This is a genomic window from Pedobacter duraquae (assembly GCF_004362245.1).
GTDB lineage: Bacteria > Bacteroidota > Bacteroidia > Sphingobacteriales > Sphingobacteriaceae > Pedobacter > Pedobacter duraquae.
Window position 1 is genome coordinate 817,557 of sequence record NZ_SNWM01000003.1, and the last position, 26,821, is coordinate 844,377.

Below are 26,821 nucleotides of genomic sequence, written 5' to 3' on the forward strand. Positions count from 1 at the left end.
ATAATGGATTGATAGTTTAATTGGGTATTATTTTCCCCGATGTGGGGTTTGTAACATTAGCCAACCTGTTGATTTAACTTGCTGTGTTTAAAGCCGTATAAGAAATATACTACCAATCCAATCACTAACCAGATCCCAAAACCTATCCAGTTGGAGATACCAAGCTCACACATCATGTATAGACAACTCAGTAATCCAAGTACAGGGATCAACGAAAGGTCTTTCTTGATGCAGTACCAGGTAATTACGCAGCAGATGAATAAGAAGATCCACATTGGGATTTTATGTTTAAAAAGACTCCATCCTGAATCATATTTTTTATCTGCAGAAATAGAGGCGTTGTCTACAAAGTTTTGGTATTGTGCAGCATCTAGTTTAGCCAGGTAAGCTTCTGTATCGATATTTTTCTCTATCAATGCAGGTTTGTTTTCCAGCTGTTTGATCTGACTTTGCACTGATGCCAGTTCTGAACTATCAAGCGATGTTACCAGGGTAACAGGATCCTGTATTTTTGCACTGTTCAATATAAAACTGCTTGTTTCTTTACGGTACATTGTAAAAGCCACAATCAATAAAATCGCCAGTATCGGTGGAACCACAAACTTTGAATTCACATAAGGGATTTTAAACTTGCGTGGAATGTCTTTTTTCTCTTGTAACACCAAAACACCGGCACATACCAATACAAACGCAAATAAGGTTCCGATAGAACATAAGTCGGTCACGATAGTCAGGTTCATGAACAAAGAGGGAACTGCGACAACAAAGCCAACTACTATAGTTGCAAAAGAAGGCGTATGGTACTTGGGGTGGATTTTTGAAAAGGCTTTAGGCAACAACCCGTCTCTGCTCATACTCATCCAGATTCTCGGCTGACCAAGCTGGAAAACGAGCAGTACGCTGGCCATAGCAAATACGGCACTCACAGCAATAATACCACTCATCAGTTTCAGATCGATATGATCGAACACAAAAGCAAGTGGATCACCTACGGCTAGGAGACTGTAGTTTACGATCCCCGTTAACACAAGTGCAATGGCTACGTATAAAATAGTACAAATGATAATTGCCCACATCATACCACGTGGAAGATCTCTTTGAGGGTTCTTACATTCTTCGGCTGTAGTAGAGATTGCGTCGAAACCGATATAGGCAAAGAATACTGCAGATACGCCTTTCAACACGCCGCTAACACCATTAGGGGCAAAAGGATTCCAGTTTTTAGTATCTACATAGAAAACGCCAACGGCCAACACGAGCAGGATTACCGCTAGTTTAACCACAACCATGGCGTTACTTGCATTTTTAGATTCCTTCATGCCCCGATACACCAGCCATGTAATGAATATAATAATTCCTAAGGCCGGCAAATCTGCAACAAGGTGGAAGTTTCCAATACGTGGGGCAGTATTCCATGCATTGCTGGCAATACGTACAGACTCATCAAGATCGGTAAAGTTCTTGCCCGCATTAACTAATGCTTCGGCATGTTTATGACCATTAAATGCACTAAGATAATCCATTGTCATCCAATCAGGAAGATGAATTCCTGTGATGCCAAGGGCGGGTATATGTATGGAGGAGAGGAGACTGGTGAAATAATCAGACCAGGAAATGGCGACAGTAATATTACCGATGGCATATTCCATGATCAGTGACCAGCCAATAATCCAGGCTACCAATTCCCCAAAGGCTACATAGGAGTAGGTATAGGCGCTTCCGGAAACCGGAACCATAGAAGCGAACTCTGCATAGGCAAATGCAGCGAAACTACACGCCAGGGCGGTGAAGATAAAAAGAAAGATAACCGCCGGTCCACCGTCGGCACTTGCCTTACCAATCGTGCTAAAAATACCTGCGCCAATGATGGCTGCGATACCAAACGCTGTAAGATCCCTTACACCAAGAGTTTTATGCAGGGCACTTCCGTGGTCTCCGTACCCCTTTTCTGCATCTTCTAATATTTTGGTAATGGATTTCTTTCTTAGCAGTTTTTCAAACATAGTCAGTTATTGGCGCGGTTATTTATTCAAACTTATACATTTACTCTTAACTAATCCAATTTGGCTAGTTCATTTTTGATAAAAGTAGCGAGTTCTTCCACATATCCTTGGGTAAAATCAAATTTGATACCCGCTGTTTCGTAGATTTCGTTCATTGGCTGTGTATATCCAAGAGATAGGGCATCCAAATACTGTTTAATCGCCTGTTGTGGGTTTTCTTTATAATTTTTATAGATGGCAATAGCACCCAATTGTGCAATAGCATACTCAATATAGTAGAAAGGTACTTCAAAGAGGTGTAATTGTTTCTGCCACAAATTTCCGAATTCCTGATCCAGTTCTTCCCAATTTGTAAATCCGGCACCAAAACGCTCATAGATTTGTTTAAAGGCTGTTTCACGATCTGCCGCGTTATGTCCTGGGTTGGTGTAAATCCAATGTTGAAACTGGTCGATCACGGCCACCCATGGGAGTGTTTTAAGCACATCGGTAAGTTGTTCTCTTTTTGCACGGATGAGGTCTGCCTCGTTGTCGAAGTAAACATCCCAGTAATCCATAGATATCAGCTCCATACTCATCGATGCTAATTCGGCAACTTCAGAAGGGCAATGTTTGAAATCATTGAGTTCCAGATTGGCCGTTAAGAAAGTATGTACCGCATGGCCTCCTTCGTGCACCATCGTTGTAAGGTCGCGCAGGGAATTGGCAGAATTCATGAAAATAAACGGCGCGCCGGTTTCTGCCAAAGGGTAGTTATAGCCTCCGGGAGCTTTTCCTTTTCTGCTTTCTACATCGAACAGGTTATTTGCTTTCATGGTTTGTAGCATCTGCCCCAGTTTAGGGTCAATAGCATTAAAACATGCGATAGTTTTATCAATAAGTTCAGCTCCGTTTTGAAAAGGCTTTAACGCCGGTTTGCCTGTGGTACTCACCTCCATATCCCATGGCTTAAGAACTTCCAGCTTTAAAGCTTCAGCCCGTTTTTGTGCCTGTTCCTTTAAAATGGGTACAACTTCTTTTTCTATAGCCTCGTGGAATTTGTAGCAATCGTGCGGCGTGTAGTCAAATCTGCCCAACGCCTGGAACATATAGTCTCTGAAATTCTCGAAACCTGCATTGAGTGCAACCTGATGACGCATGGTGATCAGTTCATCAAACAGGATATTTAAATCGTCTTTATCGACGAGTCTGCGTTGTAGAATGATTTCCCAGGCATTTTGTCTGGTTTCCCTGCTTACATCTTTCAAGAAATTGGCGGCTTGCTCCAGGGTGTATTCCTGCTCGTTAATATGGACGCTCATTGCGCCGGTTGTGGCCTGATACTTTTGCTGAGCAACCTGCAGTTTAGTGAAAAGCTCAATGTTTTCTTCCCTGTAGATTTCCAGTCCTTTACGGATGGCGCGCAGGTAAACAAAATATTTCTGCTCGTCCAATTGCTCACTCAATTCATTAGCGATCAGTTTTTTGTTCAGTTGGTTAGCTAAAGGAGAGATCTTTGGATCGATTTCATTAGCAAAATACTGGAAATCTTCAACCAGCTTTTCGTTTGCCGTGTCACAGCTCATGCGGATATATCTCCACGCAAAATCCTCCTCCAGTGCAGCTTCCAGTTCACTTTTGTCTTTTAACCAAAGTTCCAGTTCTTCGATGGTCAGGATAGTTCTCTGAAGCAATTCATTAAACAATGGCTCCAGATTTTCCCATTTGATTTCGAGATTTTGGGGAACATATGTTCTAGTTTTTTTAGGTATGATTAGATCGATCATGTTTTTGAATTAAAAATGAGTTCTTATAAAAGCATCTGCCAGGAAGCAAACAGCGAAAATTACGGATGCATATCCGTTGGTTGTCATAAATGCCCGGTTTACCTTGCTCAGGTCTGTAGGTTTGACGAGGAGATGCTGGTAGACAAGCATAGCGCAGAAAAACAACACTCCGGCGTCATAAAACCAGCCGAAAGAAACATAGAATAAAGGAATAATTACACATAAGGCTGAACATACATGCAGCACAACAGACAAGCGTAGGGCATTTTTGATGCCTAAAGCGGCCGGAATAGAGTGCAGATGTTCTGCGCGGTCAAAATCTTCATCCTGCAGGGCATAAATGATGTCGAATCCACTTACCCAAAATAATACGGCGAAGGAATAGAGTACAGGAACCAGGCTAAACTGACCTGTAACTGCTATATACGCGCCAATTGGGGCAAGGGATAATCCCAGGCCCAAGACCAGATGGCAAAGGGCAGTAAAGCGTTTGGTGTAACTGTAAAAAAGGATCACAAACAAGGCAACCGGCGATAGGTATAAACAAAGCGGGTTGATAAAGGCAGTTGTTGCGACAAATAGAATGCAGTTGATCATAACAAATGTTAAGGCCTGAGTAGGCGTGATTCTTCCTGCCGGAATATCGCGCATAGTAGTGCGTGGATTTTTGCTGTCTATATTACGGTCCAGATACCTGTTAAAGGCCATTGCTGAGTTACGGGCGAAGACCATGCATAGGATGACCAAGGCAAACAGATGCCACTGAAAAGGATTAGTTGTAGTGGTAACGCCTAAGAAAAATCCGATGAGGGCAAAGGGTAATGCAAATATAGAATGTGCAAAAAGCACAAGGGAAAAGTACTTTTTCATAACGATTAATCTTCTTCTACCGGAGTTAAGTCTGGCATGGCAAAATCAAGGTTTACCTCAGTGATGAAATTAAGGACGGCATCTCTGCCCGCTCCCTTTTCTGCAGAGGTAACAAATGTTGGAGGTATCTCTTCAAACCAGCCTTTAAGGGCTTTTTTGAAGGCTGCAACGTTCTGGTCTGTTTTTGGTGCCGATTGTTTATCGGCTTTAGTAAATACCAGGGCGAAAGGAATTTGTACCTCGCCCATCCAGCAGCAAAACTCAAGATCAATCTTTTGAGGTTCAAGTCGGCTATCGATCAACACGAACACACACTGCAGACTTTCGCGTTTGGTGATATAGTTGCGGATAAATTTCTCCCATTTCTCCCTGCTGCTTTTGGATACTTTAGCGTAACCATAGCCAGGTAAATCCACAATGTACCATTGTTCGTTAATCAGAAAATGGTTGATCAATTGCGTTTTGCCGGGGCGCTGGGAGGTTTTTGCCAGACCATGTTGGTTGACAAGCATATTTATCAATGAGGATTTGCCAACGTTAGATCGGCCAATAAAAGCGTATTCGGGCATATTGGCAACCGGTAAGGCCGAAACCTTAGTATTGCTGCAAATAAATGTTGCTGATTTTATAATCATTTGACAAAGGTAGAAAATTAGTTTTCAACAATACTTATCTTTGTCGGGAAGCATGAATGAAAATATAACCCCCTACCAATCTGAAACCGCTACCAAGAAAGAGCAGGTAGCCGAGATGTTCAACAATATTTCAGGTACTTATGATTTTTTGAATCATTTTCTTTCCCTGGGGATTGATATCCTGTGGCGTAAAAAAGCAATTAAGGAACTGAAGTCTGTTAAGCCGCGGATTATGCTCGATGTGGCTACCGGTACTGGTGATTTCGCTTTTGAGGCGATAAAGATCTTACAGCCTGAAAAAATTATCGGTGTAGATATTTCTGAAGGCATGTTGGGCGTTGCAAGGAAGAAGATTCTGGAACGTAACCTTCAGGATACTTTTTCCGTCCATATCGGAGATTCAGAAAAGTTGCTTTTTGACGATAACCATTTCGACGCAATAACTGTAGCCTATGGTGTTCGGAATTATGAAAATCTAGAGAAGGGGCTGTCGGATATGTTAAGAGTATTGAAGCCGGGTGGTAAAATTGTAATTCTTGAGTTTTCGAAGCCACAACATTTTCCGATTAAACAGACGTATAACTTCTACTTTAAACATATTACACCATTTTTTGGACGATTATTTTCGAAAGATGCTAAAGCTTATACCTATCTTCCTGAATCTGTAGCGGCTTTTCCTGATGGTAAATCTTTCACAACATTGATGGAGAAAGTTGGATTTAAGCAAACCAAACATGTCAGCCTGACGTTTGGCATTAGTGCGATATATACTGGAATAAAATGATCAAAAGATTAATCATCCTGATATTATTATCAACTGCCTGTTATACTGCCGATGCTCAGAACTGGGGCGGCGGGGTAGATGAGAGTGATATACATTTTGGTTTTACCTTTCAATACATTTCTTCTGAATATAAAATATTGAAGCAAGCGAACTGGAGGCAGCAATTTATAGATCCAACCGGGCCTGCTAACGCGGCTCCGGTTACCGATCAGTTAAGTTCGATATCTTCGAAGACTTCACCAGGGTTTGGAATTGGCTTCGTGGTGAATAAAAGAATCAATGAACATAGCGACTTGAGATTTACACCTTCGTTGGTTTTCAACGATAGGTTGTTAACTTATGAGTACACTACTCCTGCGGTATACAATAAAGCATTTTCTGTGATGGAACAAAAGGTACAGTCGACCATGGTAGACTTCCCTTTGGATGTGAAATTAAAGTCCGACAGGCGAAACAATTTCAGGGCGTATGTTTTGGCAGGAGCGAAGTATTCTATGGATATCGCCTCGAAGAAAAAAACAAGTAATGCCGGGGTTCCGGTTTTGGAAAAGCTATTAAGTAATAAGAAGAACTTTATTTCCTATGAGGCGGGTATAGGTTTCGACTTGTATTTCGAGTATTTCAAGATGTCGCCGGAGTTGAAATGGTCACAATCTTTCAAGAGCATTCTTACTTCGGACGCGACAAATCCCTATTCTGTTCCTCTTGATAAGCTGATGTTGCGTCATGTGACATTCAGTTTATACTTCGAATGATGCGGCCGTTGGGAAATTTCCTAGCTTTGACCAATATTAAAGATCATGAATTCTAAAATCGCATTAATCACAGGCGCTACATCAGGCATCGGCAAAGCATGCGCACATTTGTTTGCGCAGCAAGGCTATCAATTGATTCTTGTAGCAAGAAGAACGCAATTACTCGGAGAAATTTCTCGTCATCTGGAAGATAAATATGCTATCGACATACAACCATTGGTTGCTGATGTGAGGAACAAGGAGCAATTAACTGCTATTTTGGAGGGTTTGCCAACCGAGTGGAAGAAAGTGGATGTGTTGGTCAACAATGCCGGCCTTAGTCAGGGTTTAGATCCGATAGACAAAGGAGATACTGATGATTGGGATGTGATGATCGATACCAATGTAAAAGGACTCTTGTATGTAACCAAAATTGTCTCCAATTGGATGATTCCATATAAGTCTGGACATATTATCAATATTGGCTCAATTGCCGGTAAAGAAGTTTATCCAAATGGAAACGTATACTGTGCAACAAAACATGCAGTTGATGCATTAAATAAAGGAATGCGTGTAGACCTTTTGCCGCACCATATTAAAGTTACAGCAATTCATCCCGGTATGGTAGAAACGGAATTTTCTATCGTACGCTTTAAAGGAGATGAAGAGCGCGCCAAGAATGTCTATAAGGGATTTGAGCCTTTGCTGGCACAGGATATTGCTGATGCTATTTGGTTCGCGGTAAGCAGACCTGCTCATGTTAACATTAACGACATGCTGATTATGCCTGCTGCGCAGGCAACTGCCACTATTACTCAAAAAGATTAATTAATACCAAAAAGATATGATTTCAAATACAATTGATCAGGAAATAAAACAGGCTATGTTAGCCAAAAATCAGGCTAAACTTCGCGGTCTACGTGCAATTAAGGCGGCATTGTTGCTGGCAAGGACGGAGAAGGGATCTGAAGAGGTTACTGAAGAAGCTGAATTGAAGATCTTGCAAAAGCTGATCAAACAGCGTAGGGAGTCCGCTGATATTTACACGCAGCAAGGTAGAGCAGACCTGGCAGTTATTGAAGAAGAAGAAATAGAGGTGATCAATCATTTTCTACCTAAGCAGATGGAAAAGGAAGAAGTCGAAACTATTATTGCTAAAATCATCACTGAATCAGGTGCCTCATCTGTAAAGGATATGGGGAAAGTTATGGGTTTGGCCAATAAAGAGCTTGCTGGAAAAGCGGATGGAAAACTTATTGCTGAAATTGTAAAAACGCAATTGGCATAAATTGTGCTTCATTTATAGCAGTTCGAATGTTTCCGAAAATTATCGAATTAAATGCCTTGATTTAACTTTTGTCTTCTAACTTAGTGAAATATCAGGATGGTTTAGCGGGTAGATGGGTTCATTAACTGCAGCTTTTAAAAATTGAAATATAACACACGAATGAAATACGAGGTAATAGAAGAAGACGGGTTCAGATATACAGAAGCAGGTAAAGGAGAAACCCTGGTTTTACTTCATGGCCTCATGGGCGAATTGAGTAACTGGGAACCCACCATAGATTACTTCAAGGAACACTATCATGTAGTGGTTCCTATTTTACCAATATATGAATTGCCCTTGCTTACTTTGGGCGTTAAAAGTTTATCAAAATACGTATACAAGTTCATCAAGTTCAAAAAGTTGAACCAGGTTGTTCTGATCGGGAATTCTCTGGGTGGCCATGTTGGACTTGCTTTTACAGTTGCGCACCAGGAATATGTTAAGGCACTTGTGCTGACCGGAAGTTCTGGTTTGTATGAAAACGCTTTTGGTGGTTCTTTCCCACGCAGGGAGAGCTATGACTATATCCGTGAGAAGGTAGAGTTCACTTTTTACGATCCTGCTACCGCCACCCCGGAATTGGTTGACGAAGTATTTAAGTCCGTAAACGAGCGGTCCAGGGTAATTCGTATCCTTGCATTGGCTAAATCGGCCATTCGTCATAATATGTCAAAAGACCTGGCAAAGATCACGATACCGGTTTCCTTAATTTGGGGAAAACAGGACAAGGTAACACCTCCAGATGTAGCTGAAGAGTTTCATCAGTTACTTCCAAATTCTGAGCTTAACTGGGTGGATAAATGTGGGCATGCGCCGATGATGGAGCGTCCTGCTGAATTTAATGAATACCTGGATAAATTTTTACAACGCATACTACTGAAATAATGATAGCTGAAGAACTCATATCGAATATAATTCCGCCTTTAAAAACCTCTGACACTGTTCAGAAGGCTTTGGAACGGATGAGTGAGTTCAAGTTATTCCATATGCCTATCGTAAATGAAGAGCAGTTTCTGGGCTTGCTTACCGAAGACGAGCTGATTGAGGTTCGTGATCCGGCAGCTGCTATCGGTAGTTTACCATTAAGCGTACTTAATCCCTTTGTTTACAGGGATGCGCATGTTTATGACGTGATCAGGTTATTCAATCAGTTACAGCTGTCGATCGTTCCCGTATTGGACTATCAGAAAAATTATCTGGGGATGATTTCGGTACAGAGCGTGATGGAGTATGTTGCGGATATTTTCGCGGTTAAGGAACCAGGAGGTGTCATTGTTCTGGAAATCGGTAACAGGAACAACTCGCTGTCGCATATGGCGCAAATTGTTGAGGCTGATAATGCACAGATCCTATCGTCCTACACACAAGCCTTTCCGGATTCCACAAAACTGGAAGTAACGCTAAAAATCAATAAAACTGAACTGTCAGGAATTATAGCGTCGTTTGAGCGGTATGATTACGAAGTTAAGGCGGTGTTTAACAACACAACGTCTGACGACGGCACAACAGACCGATACAATTCATTGATGAATTATTTAAACGTTTAAGAGTCTTCATGAGAATTGCAATCTACGGCAGAGAATTCAATAACACAGTTCTACCTTATGTACAAGAGGTTTTCGACGCTCTTGAACAGTACAAAATCGATACGATAATCTTCCAGAAATACAAAACCTTTATCGATGATAAAGTGAGACTATTTCCGGGAATACAAACCTTTACCAATAACGCAGAACTGGTTAACCATGCTGATGTGTTGATCAGCTTGGGTGGAGATGGTACCTTGCTGGATACACTGGCCCTTGTGCGGGATTCAGGAATTCCTGTGATCGGAATCAATTTTGGTCGTTTGGGTTTCCTGGCGAGCATTAATAAGGATGAGATCAAGAATGCAATCCTGGCATTACTGAATGGAGAATTTACGATCGATAAAAGAAGCCTGTTAAACCTGGAATCCAAGCACCATCTCTTTGGTGATGCAAATTTTGCGTTGAATGACATTACCATTCATCGTAGGGATAATACGGCAATGATGATCATTCATGCTTACATGAATGACGAATTTATTAACTCATACTGGGCTGACGGCCTGATTATTGCTACACCAACAGGATCAACAGCATATTCGCTGAGTTGTGGTGGTCCGATTATATTGCCGAGTTCTCAGAACTTTGTGATAACTCCAATTGCACCGCATAACCTGAACGTAAGACCGCTGATTGTTCCTGATGATGCCACGCTGACCTTTGAGGTAGAAGCGCGAAGTACCAAGTTTTTAGTTTCTTGTGATTCAAGGACTGAGACTGTTGATCGTTCTGTGAAAATTAAACTGAATAAGGCCAGCTTTCACGTAAATCTGGTTAGATTAAATAACGAGTCCTATTTAACAACCTTAAGAAATAAGTTGCTATGGGGTATCGATACGCGTAACTATTAGCATGAGACTACTGAAGATCCTTCCTTGTTTTTTTTTATTACTCACCTTTTCAACCAGCCTTTCTGCACAAACATGGGAAGTTGGTGTACACGGTGGAGGGGCAGGATATATCGGTGATCTGAATCAGGATAACCCTGTTAAAATTAGTGGTATAGCTGCGGGCGCTTTTGTTAAGGCCAACTTTGACGGCTACTGGGGTTTGGGATTGCACTATACCAGGGGTATTATTACTGCTAACGATGCGAATTCTTCCAATGCACAATTCAGGGAAAGAAATATCAATTTCCGAACACCACTTAATGAGGTGCTGCTGCGGGTCGACTTCAATTTCTTGGATTACTTTTCCGGAGGCGGCACAAAGAAATTCTCACCTTACTTGTTTTCAGGAGTGGGGGGCGTCTTGTTTAAGCCGACTGCAAAATACGAAGGTCAGACTTACAGAGTGTATGACATCAGAACTGAAGGTCAGGCTAATACCTATAGAGATTATGCACTAACCATTCCTTACGGTGTTGGAGCGAAGTACCGGTTAAATGATAATGTCAGTATTTTTGCAGAAGTCGGTTATCGCACAGCTTATACCGATTACCTGGATGATGTGAGTGGAAAATATCCCGATCCGCCGGTATATGCATTCCGTACGGGATATCCTTTATCAGATCCATCTATAAGGGGGATCGGCATCCCCGGGACGCAAAGAGGCGATTACAGGAAGCGCGATACTTATATGTTTATGAGTGTCGGTTTGTCTTTTGCCTTTTTGAGTGATGATTGTTATAAATTCTAGTTTCGCTGGTAATCTACCATGCTGCTGATAGCCTGCATTGTAATATCTATTTGGATACTATATGCATATCTCATACCTTTGTGATCCAAAATCGTTTTTAGATTAGGTATCTTCTTATATAAATTGATGGGATTCAAAGAACAAATTGACTTAACCAGGTTGCCAGAGCATATTGCCATCATTATGGATGGTAATGGGAGATGGGCCAAAAATCAGGGTAAATTCCGGGCTTCCGGACATGAGAGTGGGGTGCTGTCTGTTAAGGATATCATGGAAGGTTGCGTGGAGGTGGGTATCAAGTACCTTACTGTTTATGCCTTTTCTACCGAAAACTGGAACAGACCTATTGAGGAGGTGAATTTTTTGATGGAATTACTTATTTCTACCATCAATCAGGAAACCCAGACATTAACGAAAAACAATATTAAACTGCATGCCATCGGCGATATTGCATCTCTCCCACAGAAGTGTATCGACGATCTGAACAGTGCTATGGCTAAAACTGCAGATAACACTGCCTGTACGCTAACTCTTGCCTTAAGCTATAGTGCAAAATGGGAAATTCTGGATGCTGCGCGTAAACTGGCCACTAAGGTTAAGAACGATGAGCTTGCTGTTGAAGACATCAATGAAACTTTATTTGCATCACAATTAACAACGGTAAATATGCCTGATCCGGAGCTGATGATCAGGACGAGCGGCGAGCATAGAGTGAGTAATTTCCTGCTGTGGCAAATGGCTTATACCGAATTATATTTTACTGAAACTTTATGGCCCGACTTCAGGTCAGAGGATCTTTATGAGGCTATTGTCGACTATCAAAAGCGCGAACGACGCTTCGGTAAGATTAGTGAACAACTGAACTAATTTTACTTTTAACACTTTTTAACATGTGTTTAAATTAACTTAGCATCGTTTTTTAGAATTAAATGAAAAGAATATACCAACTTATATTATTGCTATTGTTCGGGTTACCAACAATGGCACAAATAACCCGTCCTCCTTCCAATCCGGCAGCGCCTTCACTAAAAGTAGCGGGTACTGACCTTGATTATTTTAATCCTAAAGAATATATCATCGGTGGAACTACCTTAACAGGAACCAAATATCTGGATAAAGAAACTGTTATCATTTTGTCTAAACTGATCAAAGGAGAAACAGTAACTCTTCCGGGTGATGCTACCGCGAATGCTATTAAAACACTCTGGTCAAACGGTTTGTTTGATGATATCAAAATTAATATCACAAAGATTGTAGAGGACAGTGTCTTTTTCGATATTGAGGTGGTTGAGCGTCCGAGATTGAGTTCTTTCGAACTTGTTGGTGTAAGCAAATCTCAGAAGACAGACATACTTGAAAAGCTGAATGCAAAATCGGGAAAGTCGATCATTAACGACAACCTGTATAACAGTACTACGGCAACGGTTACTAAATACCTGTCAGATAAAGGTTTCTTCTTTACTAAAGTAGACTATAAAACCAAGGTTGATCCAAACGCAGAGAATAGTCAGATTCTCGAAGTGATCATAGATAAGGGACGAAAGGTAAAGGTCCATGAAATTAAATTTACGGGCAATAAGGACTTCTCTTCTGCCAAATTGCGTAAGTTTTTGAAAAAAACACACCAACAGGCTTTCTATAAGATTTTTGGATCGGGTAAATTCAACAAAGAAAAATTTGAAGAAGATAAGCTCAAGCTTGTTGAGAAAATGCACGACAAAGGATACCGTGATGCGGTGATTTTGAAAGATAGCGTTTATCAATACAGTGATAAGGCGGTTGGTATAAAAATGGATCTTTTTGAAGGTAAAAAATATTACTTTGGAAATATCACGTGGTCAGGTAATGCTAAGTATAGCACAACTTACCTGGAGAAAGTTTTAGGTATCGAAAAGGGAAATATCTTTAGTGAGTCAAAACTAGAAACTCGACTTAAGGGAAATGGTAATAGTGATGATGTCTCAAGTATTTATCTTAACGATGGATATCTTACTTTTAATGTTGATCCTATCCAGACTAAAATATATGGTGATACTGTTGACGTTGAGATGCGCATCTATGAAGGGCCTCAATATACGAACAACAGAATTACGATTAAAGGAAATACGATAACAAACGACCGCGTTGTTATGCGTCAGATCAGAACTAAGCCAGGTGATAAGTTCTCTAAAGAATTATTAGTCCGTACGGTTAGAGAAATTGGTCAGTTGGGTAATTTTGATGAATCTAAGACTGTGCCTACGCCCAGACCAAATCCTGCTGATGGTACAGTAGACATCGAATACGCTGTTGAGGAAAAACCTTCCGATCAGGTGGAACTTTCTGGCGGTTTTGGTGGTGGACGTATCATTGGTACGTTAGGATTAACCTTCAATAACTTCTCTTTAAGAAACCTGTTCAACCCTAAAGCTTACCGTCCATTACCAAAAGGTGATGGTCAGAAGTTAAGTTTACGTGGTCAGACTAACGGCTCATACTATCAGTCTTACAGTTTTTCTTTCTCTGAGCCTTGGCTTGGTGGGAAAAAACCAGTTAGTTTTGGTTTGAGTGCTTTTACGTCTTCACAGAAATATCCGATTGCTACGGGTGGCAATCAATCTATTCGTTTGAATGGTGTAACTGTAAGTTTGGGTCGGGTGCTTAAATGGCCAGATAACTATTTCCAGTTAACACACTCCATCAATGCGAATCAGTATATTCTGGAAAACTATCCTGGTTATTTATTCTCAACAGGTACTTCATACAACTTTAACTTAACTCAAGAGTTAAGCAGGGATTCGAGGGATTCTCCAATTTTCCCTACAGGAGGATCGTTCTTTAAATTCACTGTTCAGGCTACGCCACCATATTCTTTATTGAATCATACCAACTATGCAATAGCATCGGATAAACAACGTTATAGATTCACGGAATACCACAAATGGAAATTTGAATCACAGTGGTTCCAGAGAGTAGCGGGAAAATTAGTATTTAAAGCACAGGCACAATTCGGTTTCTTGGGATCATATAATGCAGCAGTAGGACAGTCGGCTTTCGAGCGTTTCAAATTGGGTGGTGATGGTATGCAAGGTTTTGATTTCCTTCAGGGATCAGAGCTGATAGCAATGCGTGGTTACTCTAATAACTCGGTAGTGCCGGTGGGGGCTAATTTAAGTCAGGCACAAAGTTCAGGAAGTCCGATCTTCAACAAATATGTATTGGAGATGAGGTATCCTGTTATCGCGTCACCATCTGCTACAGCATTCTTAGTAACTTTTGCTGAGGGTGGAAATACCTGGAACAGATTCAGTGATTTCAATCCGTTTAACATTAGACGTTCAGTAGGTGTTGGTGCCAAAATATTTTTACCGATATTTGGATTACTTGGAATTGATTACGGTTATGGATTTGATGCTATCCCTGGAGATCCATCTGCTAACAAAGGGCAGTTCCACTTTAGCATAGCACAACAATTGGGCGGATTTAACTAACAACATTAAATTACACAGATGAAAAAATATATTTTAATCAGCTTTTTGCTCTTCACAGGCCTTGGTGCCTTTGCACAGAAGTTTGCTTATGTGGACTCTGAATATATTTTAAAGCACATGCCTGAGTATAAGTCGGCACAAAATCAACTTGACGTACTTTCTCAGCAATGGCAAAAACAAGTGGATGTTAATTTTACTGAGCTTGATAAGATGTACAAATCTTACCAGGCAGATCAGGTATTATTAACAGATGAAATGCGTAAGCGCAGAGAGAATGATATCATTGAAAAAGAAAAAGCAGCTAAAGAATTTCAACGCCAAAAATTTGGTCCGGATGGAGATCTGTTTCAGACCCGGTCTAAGCTTTTGAAGCCCATTCAGGAAAAAGTTTCTAAAGTTATTGCAGATTTCTCTAAAGCTAAGTTTATAGATTTTATCTTTGATAAAAGTAGCGAGTCAACAATGATGATTTATGCAAGCACGGGTTATGATGTCAGCAATGATATTATCACCCGACTAGGTTACAAACCAGGAACCATTTTAAAATAGAACATACAAATAAATTTAAAAACAACTAATAAGAACAATAGAAATGAGAAAGTTAATTAACGCAATTTTTGTAGCAGCCGGACTACTTTTCACTGCTAACATTGCGAATGCACAACAAAAGATCGGTCATTTGAATTCTGAAGCAATTTTCGCGGTGATGCCTGAGGCAAAAGTTGCACAAACTACTTTAGAAGCGTTCAACAAAACCAAAACTGCTGAGATTGAGAAAATGCAAGGTGAGTACCAAACTAAATATGCTGCTGCCGTTGCGAAACAAAAAACCATCAGTGAGGCAAACAAAGAAGCAGTTGGTAAAGAACTTGACCAAATGGGTGCTGAATTGGAAGATTTGAAAAAAAGAATCAATGATGCTGGTGTTAAAGCACAACAAGAATTTGCACAGAAACAAGGTGATCTTTTCGTACCTATCAACACTAAATTCGAAGCAGCTGTAAAATCTGTTGCTAAAGAAAAAGGATTGGCTTACGTTTTCGATATCGCTGCACAACAAAATGGAAACAACTTGTTGTTCTCTGAAGGTGGTGATGATATCACTGCTGCAGTAAGAACTAAATTAGGCATCGCTGCTTCGGCAGTTCCAGCAACAGCTCCTGCTGCTGCACCAAAAAAATAGTTAAAGTAAAATACTTAAATTTGCGGGACCGGATATATCATCCGGTCCCGTTTTTTTTGCATATGCTTGAAGGTCCCATAGGTATTTTTGATTCTGGTTACGGTGGCTTGACGGTCTACAAATCCATTGTAGAACGGTTGCCACAGTATGACTACATCTATTTTGGCGACAATGCCAGGGCCCCTTATGGCGACCATACTTTTGAGACTGTTTACCAGTATACGCTGGAATGTGTAGAATGGCTATTCGGTCAGGGTTGCCCGTTAATTATCCTCGCCTGCAATACGGCCTCTGCCAAAGCCTTACGCAGCATACAGCAAAACATTCTTCCTTTTAAATACCCCGGGCGCAGGGTGCTGGGTGTAATCAGGCCTACGGCAGAAGTGATAGATCAGTATACCAGAAGCAAAGAGATTGGGGTGCTCGGTACGAGAGGTACAATTGAGTCTCAATCTTATTTAATGGAAATTGAGAAGTTACACCCGGAGATTTCGGTGAAACAACAAAGTTGCCCAATGTGGGTACCAATCATTGAAAATAACGAACATACCACCTCTGGTGCAGATTACTTTGTAAAGGAATATATCGAGGCGCTAATGAATGATAAACCTGGTATAGACTGTGTATTGCTGGCCTGTACCCATTACCCATTGTTATTGCCTAAAATTAAGGCAGCGCTGCCTGTCGGTGTTAATATTGTTGTGCAGGGTGATATTGTTGCTGATAGTTTAGAAGGGTATCTTGAAAATCATCCGGAGATGGAAGTAAGATTGACGCAGAATGGCGACCGGAAATTCTTTACTTCAGGATCGGCGCCGAAGTTTGATGCGCATGCATCGGTTTTCTTTGGCAGTGAAATTCAGTCTGTGCGGGTGCAGTTGTAGCAGCCTCGCGTTTGAAATTTATGACTCCGTACGTGATGAATTGATGACTAGTTTCGCTACGGTTGGTTCGTCTAAAAATATCGCCTTAGATCGACGGAATTTTTCCTTAAGATATTCAATTAAACATCAGATAATCTGTTATTTGCCCTTGTTTTTGTCGATATATTTTCTTATCTTATACTACTCAATTAATGAGTTACCACGCTAAGAAAGCGGAAAGATCATGACGGAAGCGGCTTTACACCGGTCAATAAGCAGCAACCGTCCGTACGGATTAATCGGCTGGATTGACATGGAGTAAAGGACGAAGGGATTTCGCTTCCGGGCATGTTCTTTGACGTATTGGAAATTGGATAGGTGGATTGCATGCGGAGCTGATGAGCACCTATCCGTGTAAGTAATCAAAGGTATTGATGTATGTCAGGAGATAGATCGACTTTGGTTAGTAGCGGGGATCAGGACGATCCAATTAAACAGCTTTGCCCGGATACGGGCAAAGCTGTTTTTGAAACGATAGTCACAGGGGTGTGTATGCATGCCGGAAAATTGACGGTCAGATTATTTAAGCATGTTATTATTGTCTATTTCTTTCTAGGTTCTGATTTTTATTAGGCGTAAATTTGCCGCTCAAACAACACACCATGAGTGACCAGATTAAACACGAGTGCGGGATCGCCTTCATTCGTCTTCTCAAACCTCTTTCTTTCTATCAGGAAAAATACGGCACAGCACTTTACGGACTCAATAAGTTGTATCTTCTCATGGAGAAGCAACACAACAGGGGCCAGGATGGCGCAGGTATTGCAACGATTAAACTAGATGTGAAGCCGGGACACCGGTACATCAGCAGATATCGGTCGATGGCACAAAATGCTGTGGCCGATATTTTTGGTTATGTGCAAAATAAGTTTGTAAATATCCAGAATGAAACGCCAGAACTGATGCAGGATGCCGAGTGGCTGAAAGCTAATGTGAGCTTCATTGGCGAGGTATTGCTAGGGCACTTGCGTTATGGTACCCATGGCCAGAACAGCATTGAAAACTGTCACCCTTTTCTTCGTCAGAATAACTGGATGACACGTAACCTGGTTATTGCCGGTAACTTCAACATGACTAATGTTGATGAATTATTGGAGCAGTTGTATGAACTTGGTCAGCATCCAAAAGAGCAGGCAGATACCGTTACTGTGCTTGAAAAGATTGGTCATTTTCTGGATGATGAAAATCAACAGCTATTTGATGCCTATAAAAAAGAGGGTCTGGACAACGTTGAGATCACGCATAAAATTTCTGATGGCCTGAACATTGGTCATATATTGCGCAGATCAGCTAAAACCTGGGATGGTGGTTATGCCATATCTGGTATTGTGGGTAATGGTGATGCTTTTGTGTTACGTGACCCTGCTGGTATCAGACCTGCATTTTATTATGCAGATGATGAAATCGTTGTTGCTGCCTCGGAGCGGCCGGCTATTCAGACAGCTTTCAATATTCCATTTAAAGATGTTAAAGAGATCGAACCTGGTCATGCGTTAATTGTTAAAAAGAATGGTAAAGTAACTCAGGAAGTTTTCCGCGAGCCTACAGAGAAACGTGCATGTTCATTTGAGCGTATTTATTTCTCAAGAGGTAGTGACGCTGAGATCTATAAAGAAAGAAAACATTTAGGAAGACTGTTGATCCCTCAAATTTTGAAATCAGTAAATAGTGACCTTAAAAATACTGTATTCTCTTTTATACCAAATACTGCAGAAGTTTCCTTTTACGGCATGGTAGAAGGTGTTCATAAACACATCAAGTCAGTACAGAAGGATGCACTGATTAATAATAAAGAAACGCTTACAGACGAGCAATTGGATGAATTGCTTTCTATGGCGCCGCGAGTTGAAAAACTTGCGATTAAAGATGTGAAGTTGCGTACATTTATTACTCAGGATGCAGATCGCTCTGATATGGTTGCACACGTTTACGACACTACGTATGGTGTAATCAGGAACCATACAGATACTTTGGTTGCTGTAGACGACTCTATTGTTCGTGGTACAACATTAAAACAAAGTATCATTAAGATTATTGATCGTTTACATCCTAAAAAGATTGTAATTGTGTCTTCTGCACCGCAGATTAGATATCCAGATTGTTATGGTATCGATATGTCTAAAATGGGACAGTTTGTTGCTTTTGAAGCGGCAATCCAGTTGTTGCATGAAAGGGGATTATCTCACATCATCGATGAGGTTTACGAAAAGTGTAAAGCTTCTCTGTTGTTGCCAAAAGAGGAGATCGTTAATCATGTTAAAGATATCTACAGGCCGTTTAAGCAAGAGGAGATTTCTGCACAGATAACCAAGATCATTACACCTGCTGATACTGTTGCTGAGGTCGAGATCATCTATCAGACACTTGACAACTTACATATTGCTTGCCCTAACCATAAAGGTGACTGGTATTTCTCTGGTAACTATCCGACACCGGGAGGAAATAAGGTTGTTAATAAAGCATTCGTAAACTGGAAAGAAGGAAATAACCAACGCGCTTATTAATTAAGCTGATCCTTATAAAAAGAAAGCGCAGTCCTGATTCAGGAATGCGCTTTCTTTTTATACCTGGATTTCTATTTCAGTTTATAATATTTTAAGGCTACTTCTACGAAAAGCCTGATGGCAAATATGATGATGACGCCTCCGGCAATGCGGTTCAAGTTTCGAATGGTCTTTTCTTTGATCTTATAGCGCAGTTTGGCTGCGTAATATGTTTTAACAGCATCTACTGAAAGTTGTGTAGCCATGGCGATCACGAAGAATACAACCTTCTCAGTCATCTCATAGTGCAATTGCACGGATACAATGCCACCTACCATAATCCAGAACATTAATGTAGTAGGAGAGAGCAGGCACATTAGAAATCCTTTAATAATATAACCTCTTTTTTTAATCTTAAGGGTTTCTGAGATCTCATAGTTGACTTTAACCTTATTGATCAGGTAATATAAACCGACGCCAAGAAGAAAAAGGCCGCCGATGATTCCAATATACATATTGTATTTGGAGTTATAATTAACAAACTGTGAACTGAAAATGGTTGCACTGATGAAAATAATATCACTGAAAATCACACCAATAGCCAATGAAAAGCCAGCTTTAAAGCCCTTTTCAATACTGGTTTTTATCATGGAAAAGAAAACCGGCCCCGTAAGAAAAGAAAATAAAATCCCTGCACCAATCCCCTGTAATATCGCTTCAAACATTGATCTAAAGTATATATTGCGCTAATATGCGATTTTAAACATAATTTCAACGGAGTTTTCTCAGTTTTAAATCCATATACCCATGGCAAACGCGGGCTGTGTGTAAATATTACACTTTAGTAAACAATAATTTTTATTTATGTTTATCCCACAAAACTTTTCTATAACCAAATATGAAACAAGAAGCACAAAAAAATTACGGGACTGCACTGTACTCCATCATTACGGTGTTTTTCTTTTGGGGATTTGTTGCGGCATCCAATGGGGTATTCATACCTTTTTGTAAAACGCATTTTCACCTCACACAATTTGAATCCCAGCTCATCGATTATACCTTTTATGGCGGATATTTTATCGGTTCCCTGATTCTTTATTTCGCCTCGCAGGCAAGTAAAGTTGATATCCTGAATAAGATAGGTTATAAAAAAGGGATTATCGCCGGACTTGTTATTTCTGCGGCGGGTGCCTTATTGATGATTCCGGCAGTACATTCCGGAGCGTTTGGTTTTATCCTTGTTTCATTCTTCGTTATTGCTGTAGGTTTTTCTTTACAGCAAACTGCAGCGCAGCCTTTCGTGGTGGCTTTGGGCCCTGAGGAAAGCGGAACACACCGTTTAAATCTGGCCGGAGGTATCAATAACTTTGGTGGACTAATGGGGCCGGTTATCGTGAGTGTTGTTCTTTTTGGAACTGCCAATGATGCTGTTGCCAAAGTAGTCGATATTACGTCGATCAATAACTTATACTATATCCTTGCGGGACTGTTTTTTGCTGTTGCTATATTTTATGCAGTTACCAAACTTCCTGATGTAACCAGTAATGAGAAAATTGAATCAAGTCCGAAATCAAATGGCCCTATCGTAGTGATGATCTTAGGTTTCCTGATGATTCTTGCGGCAAGTCCATTAAGTAAAGTGACTGGCGTTGATGAGCAAATCTTTATTTATTCGTCATTGGCGATTATCATCTTGTCGTTATTATATGCTTACACTGCAAAAAAAGATAATCCTGCGCACTGGGGAGCAATGAAATACCCACAATTAATTTTGGGTATGTTGGCGATCTTTATCTATGTAGGTACAGAGGTAACTATCCAGAGTAACCTGGGTACCTTGCTTAACCTAAAAGATTTTGGTGGTTTGGCCGAGTCTGATATCAAACAATACATCTCGTTATATTGGGGAAGTATGATGATTGGCCGCTGGACAGGAGCGATCAGTGCTTTTAACCTTAAGAAGAATACTAAAAATATCCTGACGGTTATCGTTCCTTTTGTGGCTTTCGGTGTTGTGTTATTGGTTAGTCACCTAACCGGAACTAACGTTGGTAACCTGTACGTATATGCTGTTTCTGTTGCGATCATGATCGTTGCATTCTTTATTGGTCAGGAGAAACCAGCAAAAACACTGGCGATCTTCGGTGTTCTTGGCGTATTATCTATGGCTATTGGATTGTTGACAACAGGCCCTATCGCGATTTTTGCGTTTATCAGTGGAGGTTTGTGCTGCTCTATTATGTGGCCGTCAATCTTTGCCTTGTCTATCACTGGCTTAGGGAAATACACCAGTCAGGGGTCTTCATTCCTGATCATGATGATTTTGGGTGGTGCCATCATTCCACCGATCCAGGGTAAGCTTGCGGATACGCACGGGATCCATGGCTCTTACATCATTCCATTGATCGGATTTGCTTATTTGATTTTCTTTGCATGGAAAGTAAGTGCAGAGTTAAGAAACCAAGGTATTAACGTAGAAGATATTGCCGCCGAAGGTGGACACTAGTATGCGCGTTAAGCCAAGTTTTACAGATATTTATATGAATTTAGCGTCAGATCTTGCTGCCCGGTCACACTGTGTCCGGGCACAGGTTGGTGCTGTATTAACAAAGGATACCCGAATTATCAGTATCGGATACAACGGCCCTCCGGCAGGCACACATAACTGCGATGAGGAATGGCCGGATACGGGTTGTGCGCGCGACTCTCGTGGGAGCTGCTCTCTGGCCTTACATGCAGAGGAAAATGCGATCCTGTATGCCACTAGAAATGGCTCAAATATCGCAGGTTCTACTTTATATTGTACACTCTCTCCCTGCATTGCCTGTGCGCGGTTGATCCTTTCCTCAGGCATCAAATTGGTGATATTTAAAGACTCCTATGCTGCCTATAAAGGACTAGCCAGCGATGAAGGTGTTGATTTCTTAAAAAGATTCGGCGTTGAGGTTAATAAATATTAACTTTGTCCATGCTAGAAAAAATCATTATTCTCGATTTTGGATCCCAGTACACTCAGTTGATTGCCAGAAGAGTCCGCGAACTTAACGTTTACTGTGAAATTCATCCTTTTAATCATATTCCGGAAATTACTTCAGACGTAAAAGGTGTGATCCTTTCGGGTAGTCCATTTTCAGTTCGTCAGGAAGATGCTCCACAGGTAGACCTGGGACTATTCATGGATAAATACCCGGTACTTGCCGTTTGTTACGGTGCACAATACATCGCACAACAATCTGGCGGTGATGTACAACCTTCCTCAACCCGTGAGTATGGACGGGCAAAATTAGGCTATGTATCTGAGCAGAATAAGTTATTCAAAAATATATTAACCGAATCTCAGGTATGGATGTCGCATGGCGATACCATCACTGAAGTTCCTGAATCATTTGAGATCATTGCAAGTACAGATTCTGTACGTGTTGCAGCGTTCCAGGTGAAAGATACCGACACTTATGCTATTCAGTTCCACCCGGAGGTTACTCACAGTACTGATGGTAAGCAGTTGTTGGAGAACTTTTTGGTCGACATCTGCGGATGTAAACAAGACTGGACAGCCGACGCATTTGTAGAGTCTACGATTGCAAACCTTAAAAGTCAGCTTGGTGATGATAAAGTAGTGCTTGGTTTATCTGGAGGTGTGGATTCCAGTGTTGCTGCCGTATTGCTTCATAAAGCGATTGGAACAAATCTACATTGTATTTTTGTTGATAACGGACTGTTACGTAAGGATGAGTACGAAGCTGTTTTAGAGCAGTACAAACATATGGGACTTAACATCAAAGGTGTTGATGCCAAAGAAAGGTTTTTAGGTCAGCTTGCCGGTATTAAAGATCCTGAATTGAAACGTAAGGCCATTGGCCGGGTGTTCATTGAGGTTTTTGATGATGCTGCACATGAAGTACAGGATGTGGTATGGCTTGCACAGGGAACAATCTATCCGGATGTAATTGAGTCTGTTTCTGTGAAAGGTCCTTCTGCAACGATCAAGTCGCACCACAATGTTGGTGGTTTGCCTGATTTCATGAAGCTTAAAATTGTGGAGCCGCTAAACACTTTGTTTAAAGATGAAGTACGCAGGGTGGGTAAAACGCTTGGTATTGCTGATGTAATCCTTGGTCGCCATCCTTTCCCGGGCCCAGGTCTGGCTATCCGTATTTTGGGTGATGTTACCGCCGAAAAGGTGGCTATACTTCAGGAAGCCGATGCAATTTATATAAACAATTTAAAGGAAGCCGGGTTGTATGATCAGGTTTGGCAGGCCGGAGCAATTTTCCTTCCTGTGCAATCCGTTGGTGTAATGGGTGATGAACGTACCTACGAGAATGTGATCTGCCTGAGAGCTGTTGAATCTGTGGATGGTATGACCGCTGATTGGTGTCACCTCCCTTACCCTGTACTCGCTAAAATTTCTAACGAAATCATCAATAAAGTAAAAGGAATTAATCGCGTTGTATATGATATCAGTTCCAAACCTCCGGCTACTATTGAGTGGGAATAAATATTTGATCTTTCTTGTCATCGGGACAGTGCTTGCGGCGTGTTCGCCGAAGATCAGGCCCGATGACAAAAAGAAAACGAATGCACCCGAAACGGAAAAGGCAGCTGTAGTTCCACAAGCAAAATTTTCGGAAGCTGAGATCGCTTTGCTGCTTCCTTTCAAACTGAATACAATAAATCTTAGGGGTATAAGTAAAACCGAAATAGAGCAGTCGGCATTGTCTATCGACTTCTATCAGGGCTTCAAGATAGGGCTGGACTCAGCGGCGGCTGGTGGATTCAATTTTAAGCTGGACGTGTATGATACCAGGGATCAGACCGGACATCTTCAGGAATTGATCAACAATAAAAAACTAAATAAAAGTAATCTGATCGTTGGTCCTGTTTTTCCTGAAGGCTTGAAATTCATGAAATCATTCAGCACAAGTCAGCAGGTTCCCATGGTTTCTCCTTTGGCCGCCTCTCAGCCGGAAGAATTCAATAATCCTTTCCTGATATCCATTGTTAATAACATAGATCTTCATGCAAAGAAAATGGGAGATTTCATTTCAAGAAGTTATAGCAGGGAAAACAGTATTGTCGTACTGATCAATCCTGCATCACAATCAGATGAAATACTCGCCACACCTTTAAGAAAATATTTCCAGGCTCAACGGAACAACAGATTCACTGTTCAGGAATATTCTTCAGTTTTTACACTGGAAACCAAGCTTGTTAAGGGAAAGAAATACATTATCCTGCTGTGCTCTTCTGATAAAAATTTCGTTACAGCCACACTCAATAAATTGGTGAAGATGCAACGTACAGGGTTGAATGCCGATCTGTTTGGTCATCCTGACTGGGTCAAGCAAAACTATCCAACAGATAAGCTACAGTTGTTGAATACAACGGTAAGTACTTCCTACAGGGTAGATTATAAACGCCCGGAGGTGATCGAATTCATCAAGAAATACAGGAAGGCTTATGGATTTGAACCTGGTGAATATGCGTTTAAAGGATTTGATATCGGCTGTTATTTCGGTAAATTGATTGCTAAACACGGCTCCGGCTATATCAGGAATATCACCAGAGAGCGTTATAAAGGGTTGCAAAACAACTTCTCCTTTGTTTACGATGCAAATACAGGCTATTTGAATACAAACCTGATGTTACTTAGATATAAAAATTACGACTTAATTAGCGTTGAATGAGAGTTGACCAGCAGATCAGGACATTTGAGCAGATTTTAAAGAACTACGATGGTAAACTTCCCTTACACCGTTTTCTCGTTACTTATTATAAGGCAAACAAACAGATGGGCTCATCTGACCGTAGATGGGCATCCCGGTATCTTTACAGCTACTTCAGATTAGGTGAAGCTTTAATTGGTGAGGATCCGGTTACGAGATTGGCGGTGGCCGACTTTCTTTGTCACGATACTTTAAGTCTTGTTGCTGAACAAAAGCTGCCTACGCTGACTGAAGAGGTGGGCTTGCCCGTGGCAGCTAAACTTGCGTTAATTGAGGATCTATTCCCTGCATTTAAAATTGGTGATGTCTTTAAATTGCACGCTAAAATTTCTGAGAAGATAGATAAGGATCTTTTCCTCCAATCTTTTTTTACCCAGCCGGATCTTTTTATCCGTTCTGATGAGCAGTCCATCAGGGATATCCATCAGATGTTAAGTGCTGAAGAAATTGAAGTTAAAAGTATTGGTAGCCATACGCTGGCTATGCCAAATGGAGTGAAACTGGAGCAGCTATTACCTCAGGGTTATCATTATCAGGTGCAGGATCTATCTTCGCAAAAAACAGGCGATTATTTCCAACCTCAGCAATATGATTATTGGTGGGACTGCTGTGCTGCATCCGGAGGTAAATCTCTGCTTTTACATTCGCTGCAGCCCAAGATACAGTTGCTGGTGAGTGATGTGCGTGAAAGTAGTCTTCATAATCTGGACGAGCGTTTTCATCAGGCTGGTTTAAAGAAATATCAGAAGAAAGCTCTGGATCTGCTACAAAATAATGAAGCCGATCTGCACGACTATGAGTTTGATGGAATTATCCTGGATGCGCCATGCTCTGGATCGGGTACATGGGGCAGAACACCGGAGATGCTCAGCTTCTTTGAAGACTTCAAGATTGAATATTTCAGTAAGCTTCAAAAATCAATAGCATCGAATGTTGTACAGTATTTGAAAAAAGATAAGCCGTTAATTTACATTACATGTTCCGTTTTCAAGGCTGAGAACGAGGAAGTAGTCGCTTTTCTTGAGGCAAATGCTGGATTAAAGCTAGAGAAAATGGATCTGATTCAAGGGTATACCGAGAAAGCGGATACCATGTTTGTAGCCCGCTTTATAAAAGTCTGATCCTATAAGCCTGTATTGTTTCGGAATAGCTTGATCGCAATTGCCAGCAGGATAATACCGAATGCTTTACGCAGGATATTGAGTCCTGTTTTTCCAAATAGTTTTTCTAGTCTATTGGTATTCTTCAATACAAAATAAACAAACATCATGTTAATGATGATACCAACAACTATATTTTGACTTGCGTATTCTGTTTTCAGGGAGAGTAATGTGGTCATGGTTCCTGCACCAGCAATAAGTGGGAAGGCCAGAGGAACTATAGATACTGTTTCAGGGGCCTCTTCTTTAAAAAGTGTTAGTCCAAGTACCATTTCCATCGCGATAGCGAAGATCACAATAGATCCGGCAATGGCGAAAGACTCTACGTCTAATCCGATGACCTTTAATAAAGCCTCACCAGCAAAGAGAAAAATGATCATCAGAATAGTGGCTACAATGCTGGCTTTTTCTGATTCGATATGACCGGCTTTTTTACGGAGCTCAATAACGATAGGAATAGCACCAAGTATGTCAATTATTGCGAATAATACCATTGTGGTGGATAGGATCTGACTCAGATTGAATTCCATAAT

The 26,821-nt window shown here is 41.0% G+C and carries 25 protein-coding genes; 19 read left to right on the plus strand and 6 right to left on the minus strand.

Going from position 1 to position 26,821, the window contains the following annotated elements:
- Positions 1 to 56: 56 nt before the first annotated feature.
- Genes CLV32_RS15265 through yihA form a run of 4 tightly spaced genes read right to left on the minus strand, consistent with a single transcriptional unit; the run spans position 57 to position 5,274 of the window.
- Positions 57 to 2,003 (minus strand): amino acid permease, encoded by a 1,947-nt coding sequence (locus CLV32_RS15265; protein WP_133557012.1) that lies wholly within the window; start codon positions 2,001 to 2,003, stop codon positions 57 to 59.
- Between the two features lie 50 nt (positions 2,004 to 2,053).
- Entirely contained in the window at positions 2,054 to 3,769 is a 1,716-nt protein-coding gene (locus CLV32_RS15270; RefSeq protein ID WP_133557014.1) for a M3 family oligoendopeptidase, read from the minus strand.
- A gap of 9 nt (positions 3,770 to 3,778) precedes the next feature.
- On the minus strand, positions 3,779 to 4,639 hold the full coding sequence (locus CLV32_RS15275) for a UbiA-like polyprenyltransferase (protein ID WP_133557016.1): 861 nt from the start codon (positions 4,637 to 4,639) through the stop codon (positions 3,779 to 3,781).
- Positions 4,640 to 4,644: 5 nt separating this feature from the next.
- Positions 4,645 to 5,274, minus strand: coding sequence for a ribosome biogenesis GTP-binding protein YihA/YsxC (gene yihA / locus CLV32_RS15280; protein ID WP_133557018.1), 630 nt, complete (start codon positions 5,272 to 5,274; stop codon positions 4,645 to 4,647).
- A gap of 52 nt (positions 5,275 to 5,326) precedes the next feature.
- Between yihA and ubiE the strand changes: the two genes are divergently transcribed.
- From ubiE to CLV32_RS15350, 14 genes are all read left to right on the plus strand, one after another.
- Positions 5,327 to 6,058 carry a bifunctional demethylmenaquinone methyltransferase/2-methoxy-6-polyprenyl-1,4-benzoquinol methylase UbiE gene (gene ubiE / locus CLV32_RS15285; RefSeq protein WP_133557020.1) on the plus strand — a complete coding sequence of 244 codons (732 nt, stop codon included), beginning with the start codon at positions 5,327 to 5,329 and terminating at the stop codon, positions 6,056 to 6,058.
- Positions 6,055 to 6,813, plus strand: coding sequence for a type IX secretion/gliding motility protein PorT/SprT (porT, locus tag CLV32_RS15290; RefSeq protein WP_133557021.1), 759 nt, complete (start codon positions 6,055 to 6,057; stop codon positions 6,811 to 6,813). The genes ubiE and porT overlap by 4 nt, the downstream gene beginning before the upstream one ends.
- 45 nt (positions 6,814 to 6,858) lie before the next feature.
- Positions 6,859 to 7,620 carry an SDR family NAD(P)-dependent oxidoreductase gene (locus tag CLV32_RS15295; protein WP_133557024.1) on the plus strand — a complete coding sequence of 254 codons (762 nt, stop codon included), beginning with the start codon at positions 6,859 to 6,861 and terminating at the stop codon, positions 7,618 to 7,620.
- A 16-nt stretch (positions 7,621 to 7,636) separates the two neighbouring features.
- The gene (locus tag CLV32_RS15300) at positions 7,637 to 8,080 is read left to right on the plus strand and encodes a GatB/YqeY domain-containing protein (protein WP_133557026.1); all 444 of its coding nucleotides are present in this window, start codon (positions 7,637 to 7,639) and stop codon (positions 8,078 to 8,080) included.
- 159 nt (positions 8,081 to 8,239) lie between these two features.
- The gene (locus tag CLV32_RS15305; RefSeq protein ID WP_133557028.1) at positions 8,240 to 9,004 is read left to right on the plus strand and encodes an alpha/beta fold hydrolase; all 765 of its coding nucleotides are present in this window, start codon (positions 8,240 to 8,242) and stop codon (positions 9,002 to 9,004) included.
- Entirely contained in the window at positions 9,004 to 9,666 is a 663-nt protein-coding gene (locus tag CLV32_RS15310) for a CBS domain-containing protein (protein ID WP_133557030.1), read from the plus strand. The genes CLV32_RS15305 and CLV32_RS15310 overlap by 1 nt, the downstream gene beginning before the upstream one ends.
- Before the next feature lie 8 nt (positions 9,667 to 9,674).
- Positions 9,675 to 10,556 (plus strand): NAD kinase, encoded by an 882-nt coding sequence (locus CLV32_RS15315; protein ID WP_133557032.1) that lies wholly within the window; start codon positions 9,675 to 9,677, stop codon positions 10,554 to 10,556.
- Position 10,557: 1 nt separating this feature from the next.
- Entirely contained in the window at positions 10,558 to 11,343 is a 786-nt protein-coding gene (gene porG / locus CLV32_RS15320) for a type IX secretion system protein PorG (RefSeq protein ID WP_133557034.1), read from the plus strand.
- 126 nt (positions 11,344 to 11,469) lie between these two features.
- Positions 11,470 to 12,210: an isoprenyl transferase gene (locus CLV32_RS15325; protein WP_133557036.1), complete on the plus strand. Its 741-nt coding sequence runs from the start codon at positions 11,470 to 11,472 to the stop codon at positions 12,208 to 12,210.
- A 62-nt stretch (positions 12,211 to 12,272) separates the two neighbouring features.
- A complete protein-coding gene (locus CLV32_RS15330) occupies positions 12,273 to 14,813 on the plus strand; it encodes a BamA/OMP85 family outer membrane protein (RefSeq protein WP_243732328.1) in 2,541 nt (846 codons plus the stop codon).
- A gap of 18 nt (positions 14,814 to 14,831) precedes the next feature.
- Positions 14,832 to 15,362 carry an OmpH family outer membrane protein gene (locus CLV32_RS15335; RefSeq protein WP_133557038.1) on the plus strand — a complete coding sequence of 177 codons (531 nt, stop codon included), beginning with the start codon at positions 14,832 to 14,834 and terminating at the stop codon, positions 15,360 to 15,362.
- Positions 15,363 to 15,405: 43 nt separating this feature from the next.
- A complete protein-coding gene (locus CLV32_RS15340; protein WP_133557040.1) occupies positions 15,406 to 15,996 on the plus strand; it encodes an OmpH family outer membrane protein in 591 nt (196 codons plus the stop codon).
- 62 nt (positions 15,997 to 16,058) lie between these two features.
- The gene (murI, locus tag CLV32_RS15345) at positions 16,059 to 16,880 is read left to right on the plus strand and encodes a glutamate racemase (RefSeq protein WP_133557042.1); all 822 of its coding nucleotides are present in this window, start codon (positions 16,059 to 16,061) and stop codon (positions 16,878 to 16,880) included.
- Between the two features lie 641 nt (positions 16,881 to 17,521).
- Positions 17,522 to 19,423 carry an amidophosphoribosyltransferase gene (locus tag CLV32_RS15350; RefSeq protein ID WP_133557044.1) on the plus strand — a complete coding sequence of 634 codons (1,902 nt, stop codon included), beginning with the start codon at positions 17,522 to 17,524 and terminating at the stop codon, positions 19,421 to 19,423.
- Positions 19,424 to 19,494: 71 nt separating this feature from the next.
- Here CLV32_RS15350 and CLV32_RS15355 read toward each other — a convergent pair whose 3' ends face one another.
- Positions 19,495 to 20,127, minus strand: coding sequence for a LysE family translocator (locus CLV32_RS15355; protein ID WP_133557046.1), 633 nt, complete (start codon positions 20,125 to 20,127; stop codon positions 19,495 to 19,497).
- A gap of 173 nt (positions 20,128 to 20,300) precedes the next feature.
- On the opposite strand from CLV32_RS15355, the gene CLV32_RS15360 reads away from it, so the two are divergent.
- Genes CLV32_RS15360 through CLV32_RS15380 form a run of 5 tightly spaced genes read left to right on the plus strand, consistent with a single transcriptional unit; the run spans position 20,301 to position 26,249 of the window.
- Entirely contained in the window at positions 20,301 to 21,908 is a 1,608-nt protein-coding gene (locus CLV32_RS15360; RefSeq protein WP_133557048.1) for an MFS transporter, read from the plus strand.
- A gap of 34 nt (positions 21,909 to 21,942) precedes the next feature.
- Positions 21,943 to 22,362: a deoxycytidylate deaminase gene (locus CLV32_RS15365; RefSeq protein ID WP_133557049.1), complete on the plus strand. Its 420-nt coding sequence runs from the start codon at positions 21,943 to 21,945 to the stop codon at positions 22,360 to 22,362.
- An 8-nt stretch (positions 22,363 to 22,370) separates the two neighbouring features.
- Positions 22,371 to 23,900 (plus strand): glutamine-hydrolyzing GMP synthase, encoded by a 1,530-nt coding sequence (gene guaA / locus CLV32_RS15370; protein ID WP_133557051.1) that lies wholly within the window; start codon positions 22,371 to 22,373, stop codon positions 23,898 to 23,900.
- Positions 23,857 to 25,089, plus strand: a complete 1,233-nt coding sequence (locus CLV32_RS15375) for an ABC transporter substrate-binding protein (RefSeq protein ID WP_243732329.1) — start codon at positions 23,857 to 23,859, stop codon at positions 25,087 to 25,089. Before guaA ends, CLV32_RS15375 begins: the two co-directional genes overlap by 44 nt.
- The gene (locus CLV32_RS15380; protein WP_133557053.1) at positions 25,086 to 26,249 is read left to right on the plus strand and encodes an RsmB/NOP family class I SAM-dependent RNA methyltransferase; all 1,164 of its coding nucleotides are present in this window, start codon (positions 25,086 to 25,088) and stop codon (positions 26,247 to 26,249) included. The genes CLV32_RS15375 and CLV32_RS15380 overlap by 4 nt, the downstream gene beginning before the upstream one ends.
- A 2-nt stretch (positions 26,250 to 26,251) precedes the next feature.
- On the opposite strand, the gene CLV32_RS15385 is transcribed toward CLV32_RS15380, so the two are convergent.
- Positions 26,252 to 26,818: a MarC family protein gene (locus tag CLV32_RS15385; RefSeq protein ID WP_133557055.1), complete on the minus strand. Its 567-nt coding sequence runs from the start codon at positions 26,816 to 26,818 to the stop codon at positions 26,252 to 26,254.
- Between the last annotated feature and the right edge of the window lie 3 nt (positions 26,819 to 26,821).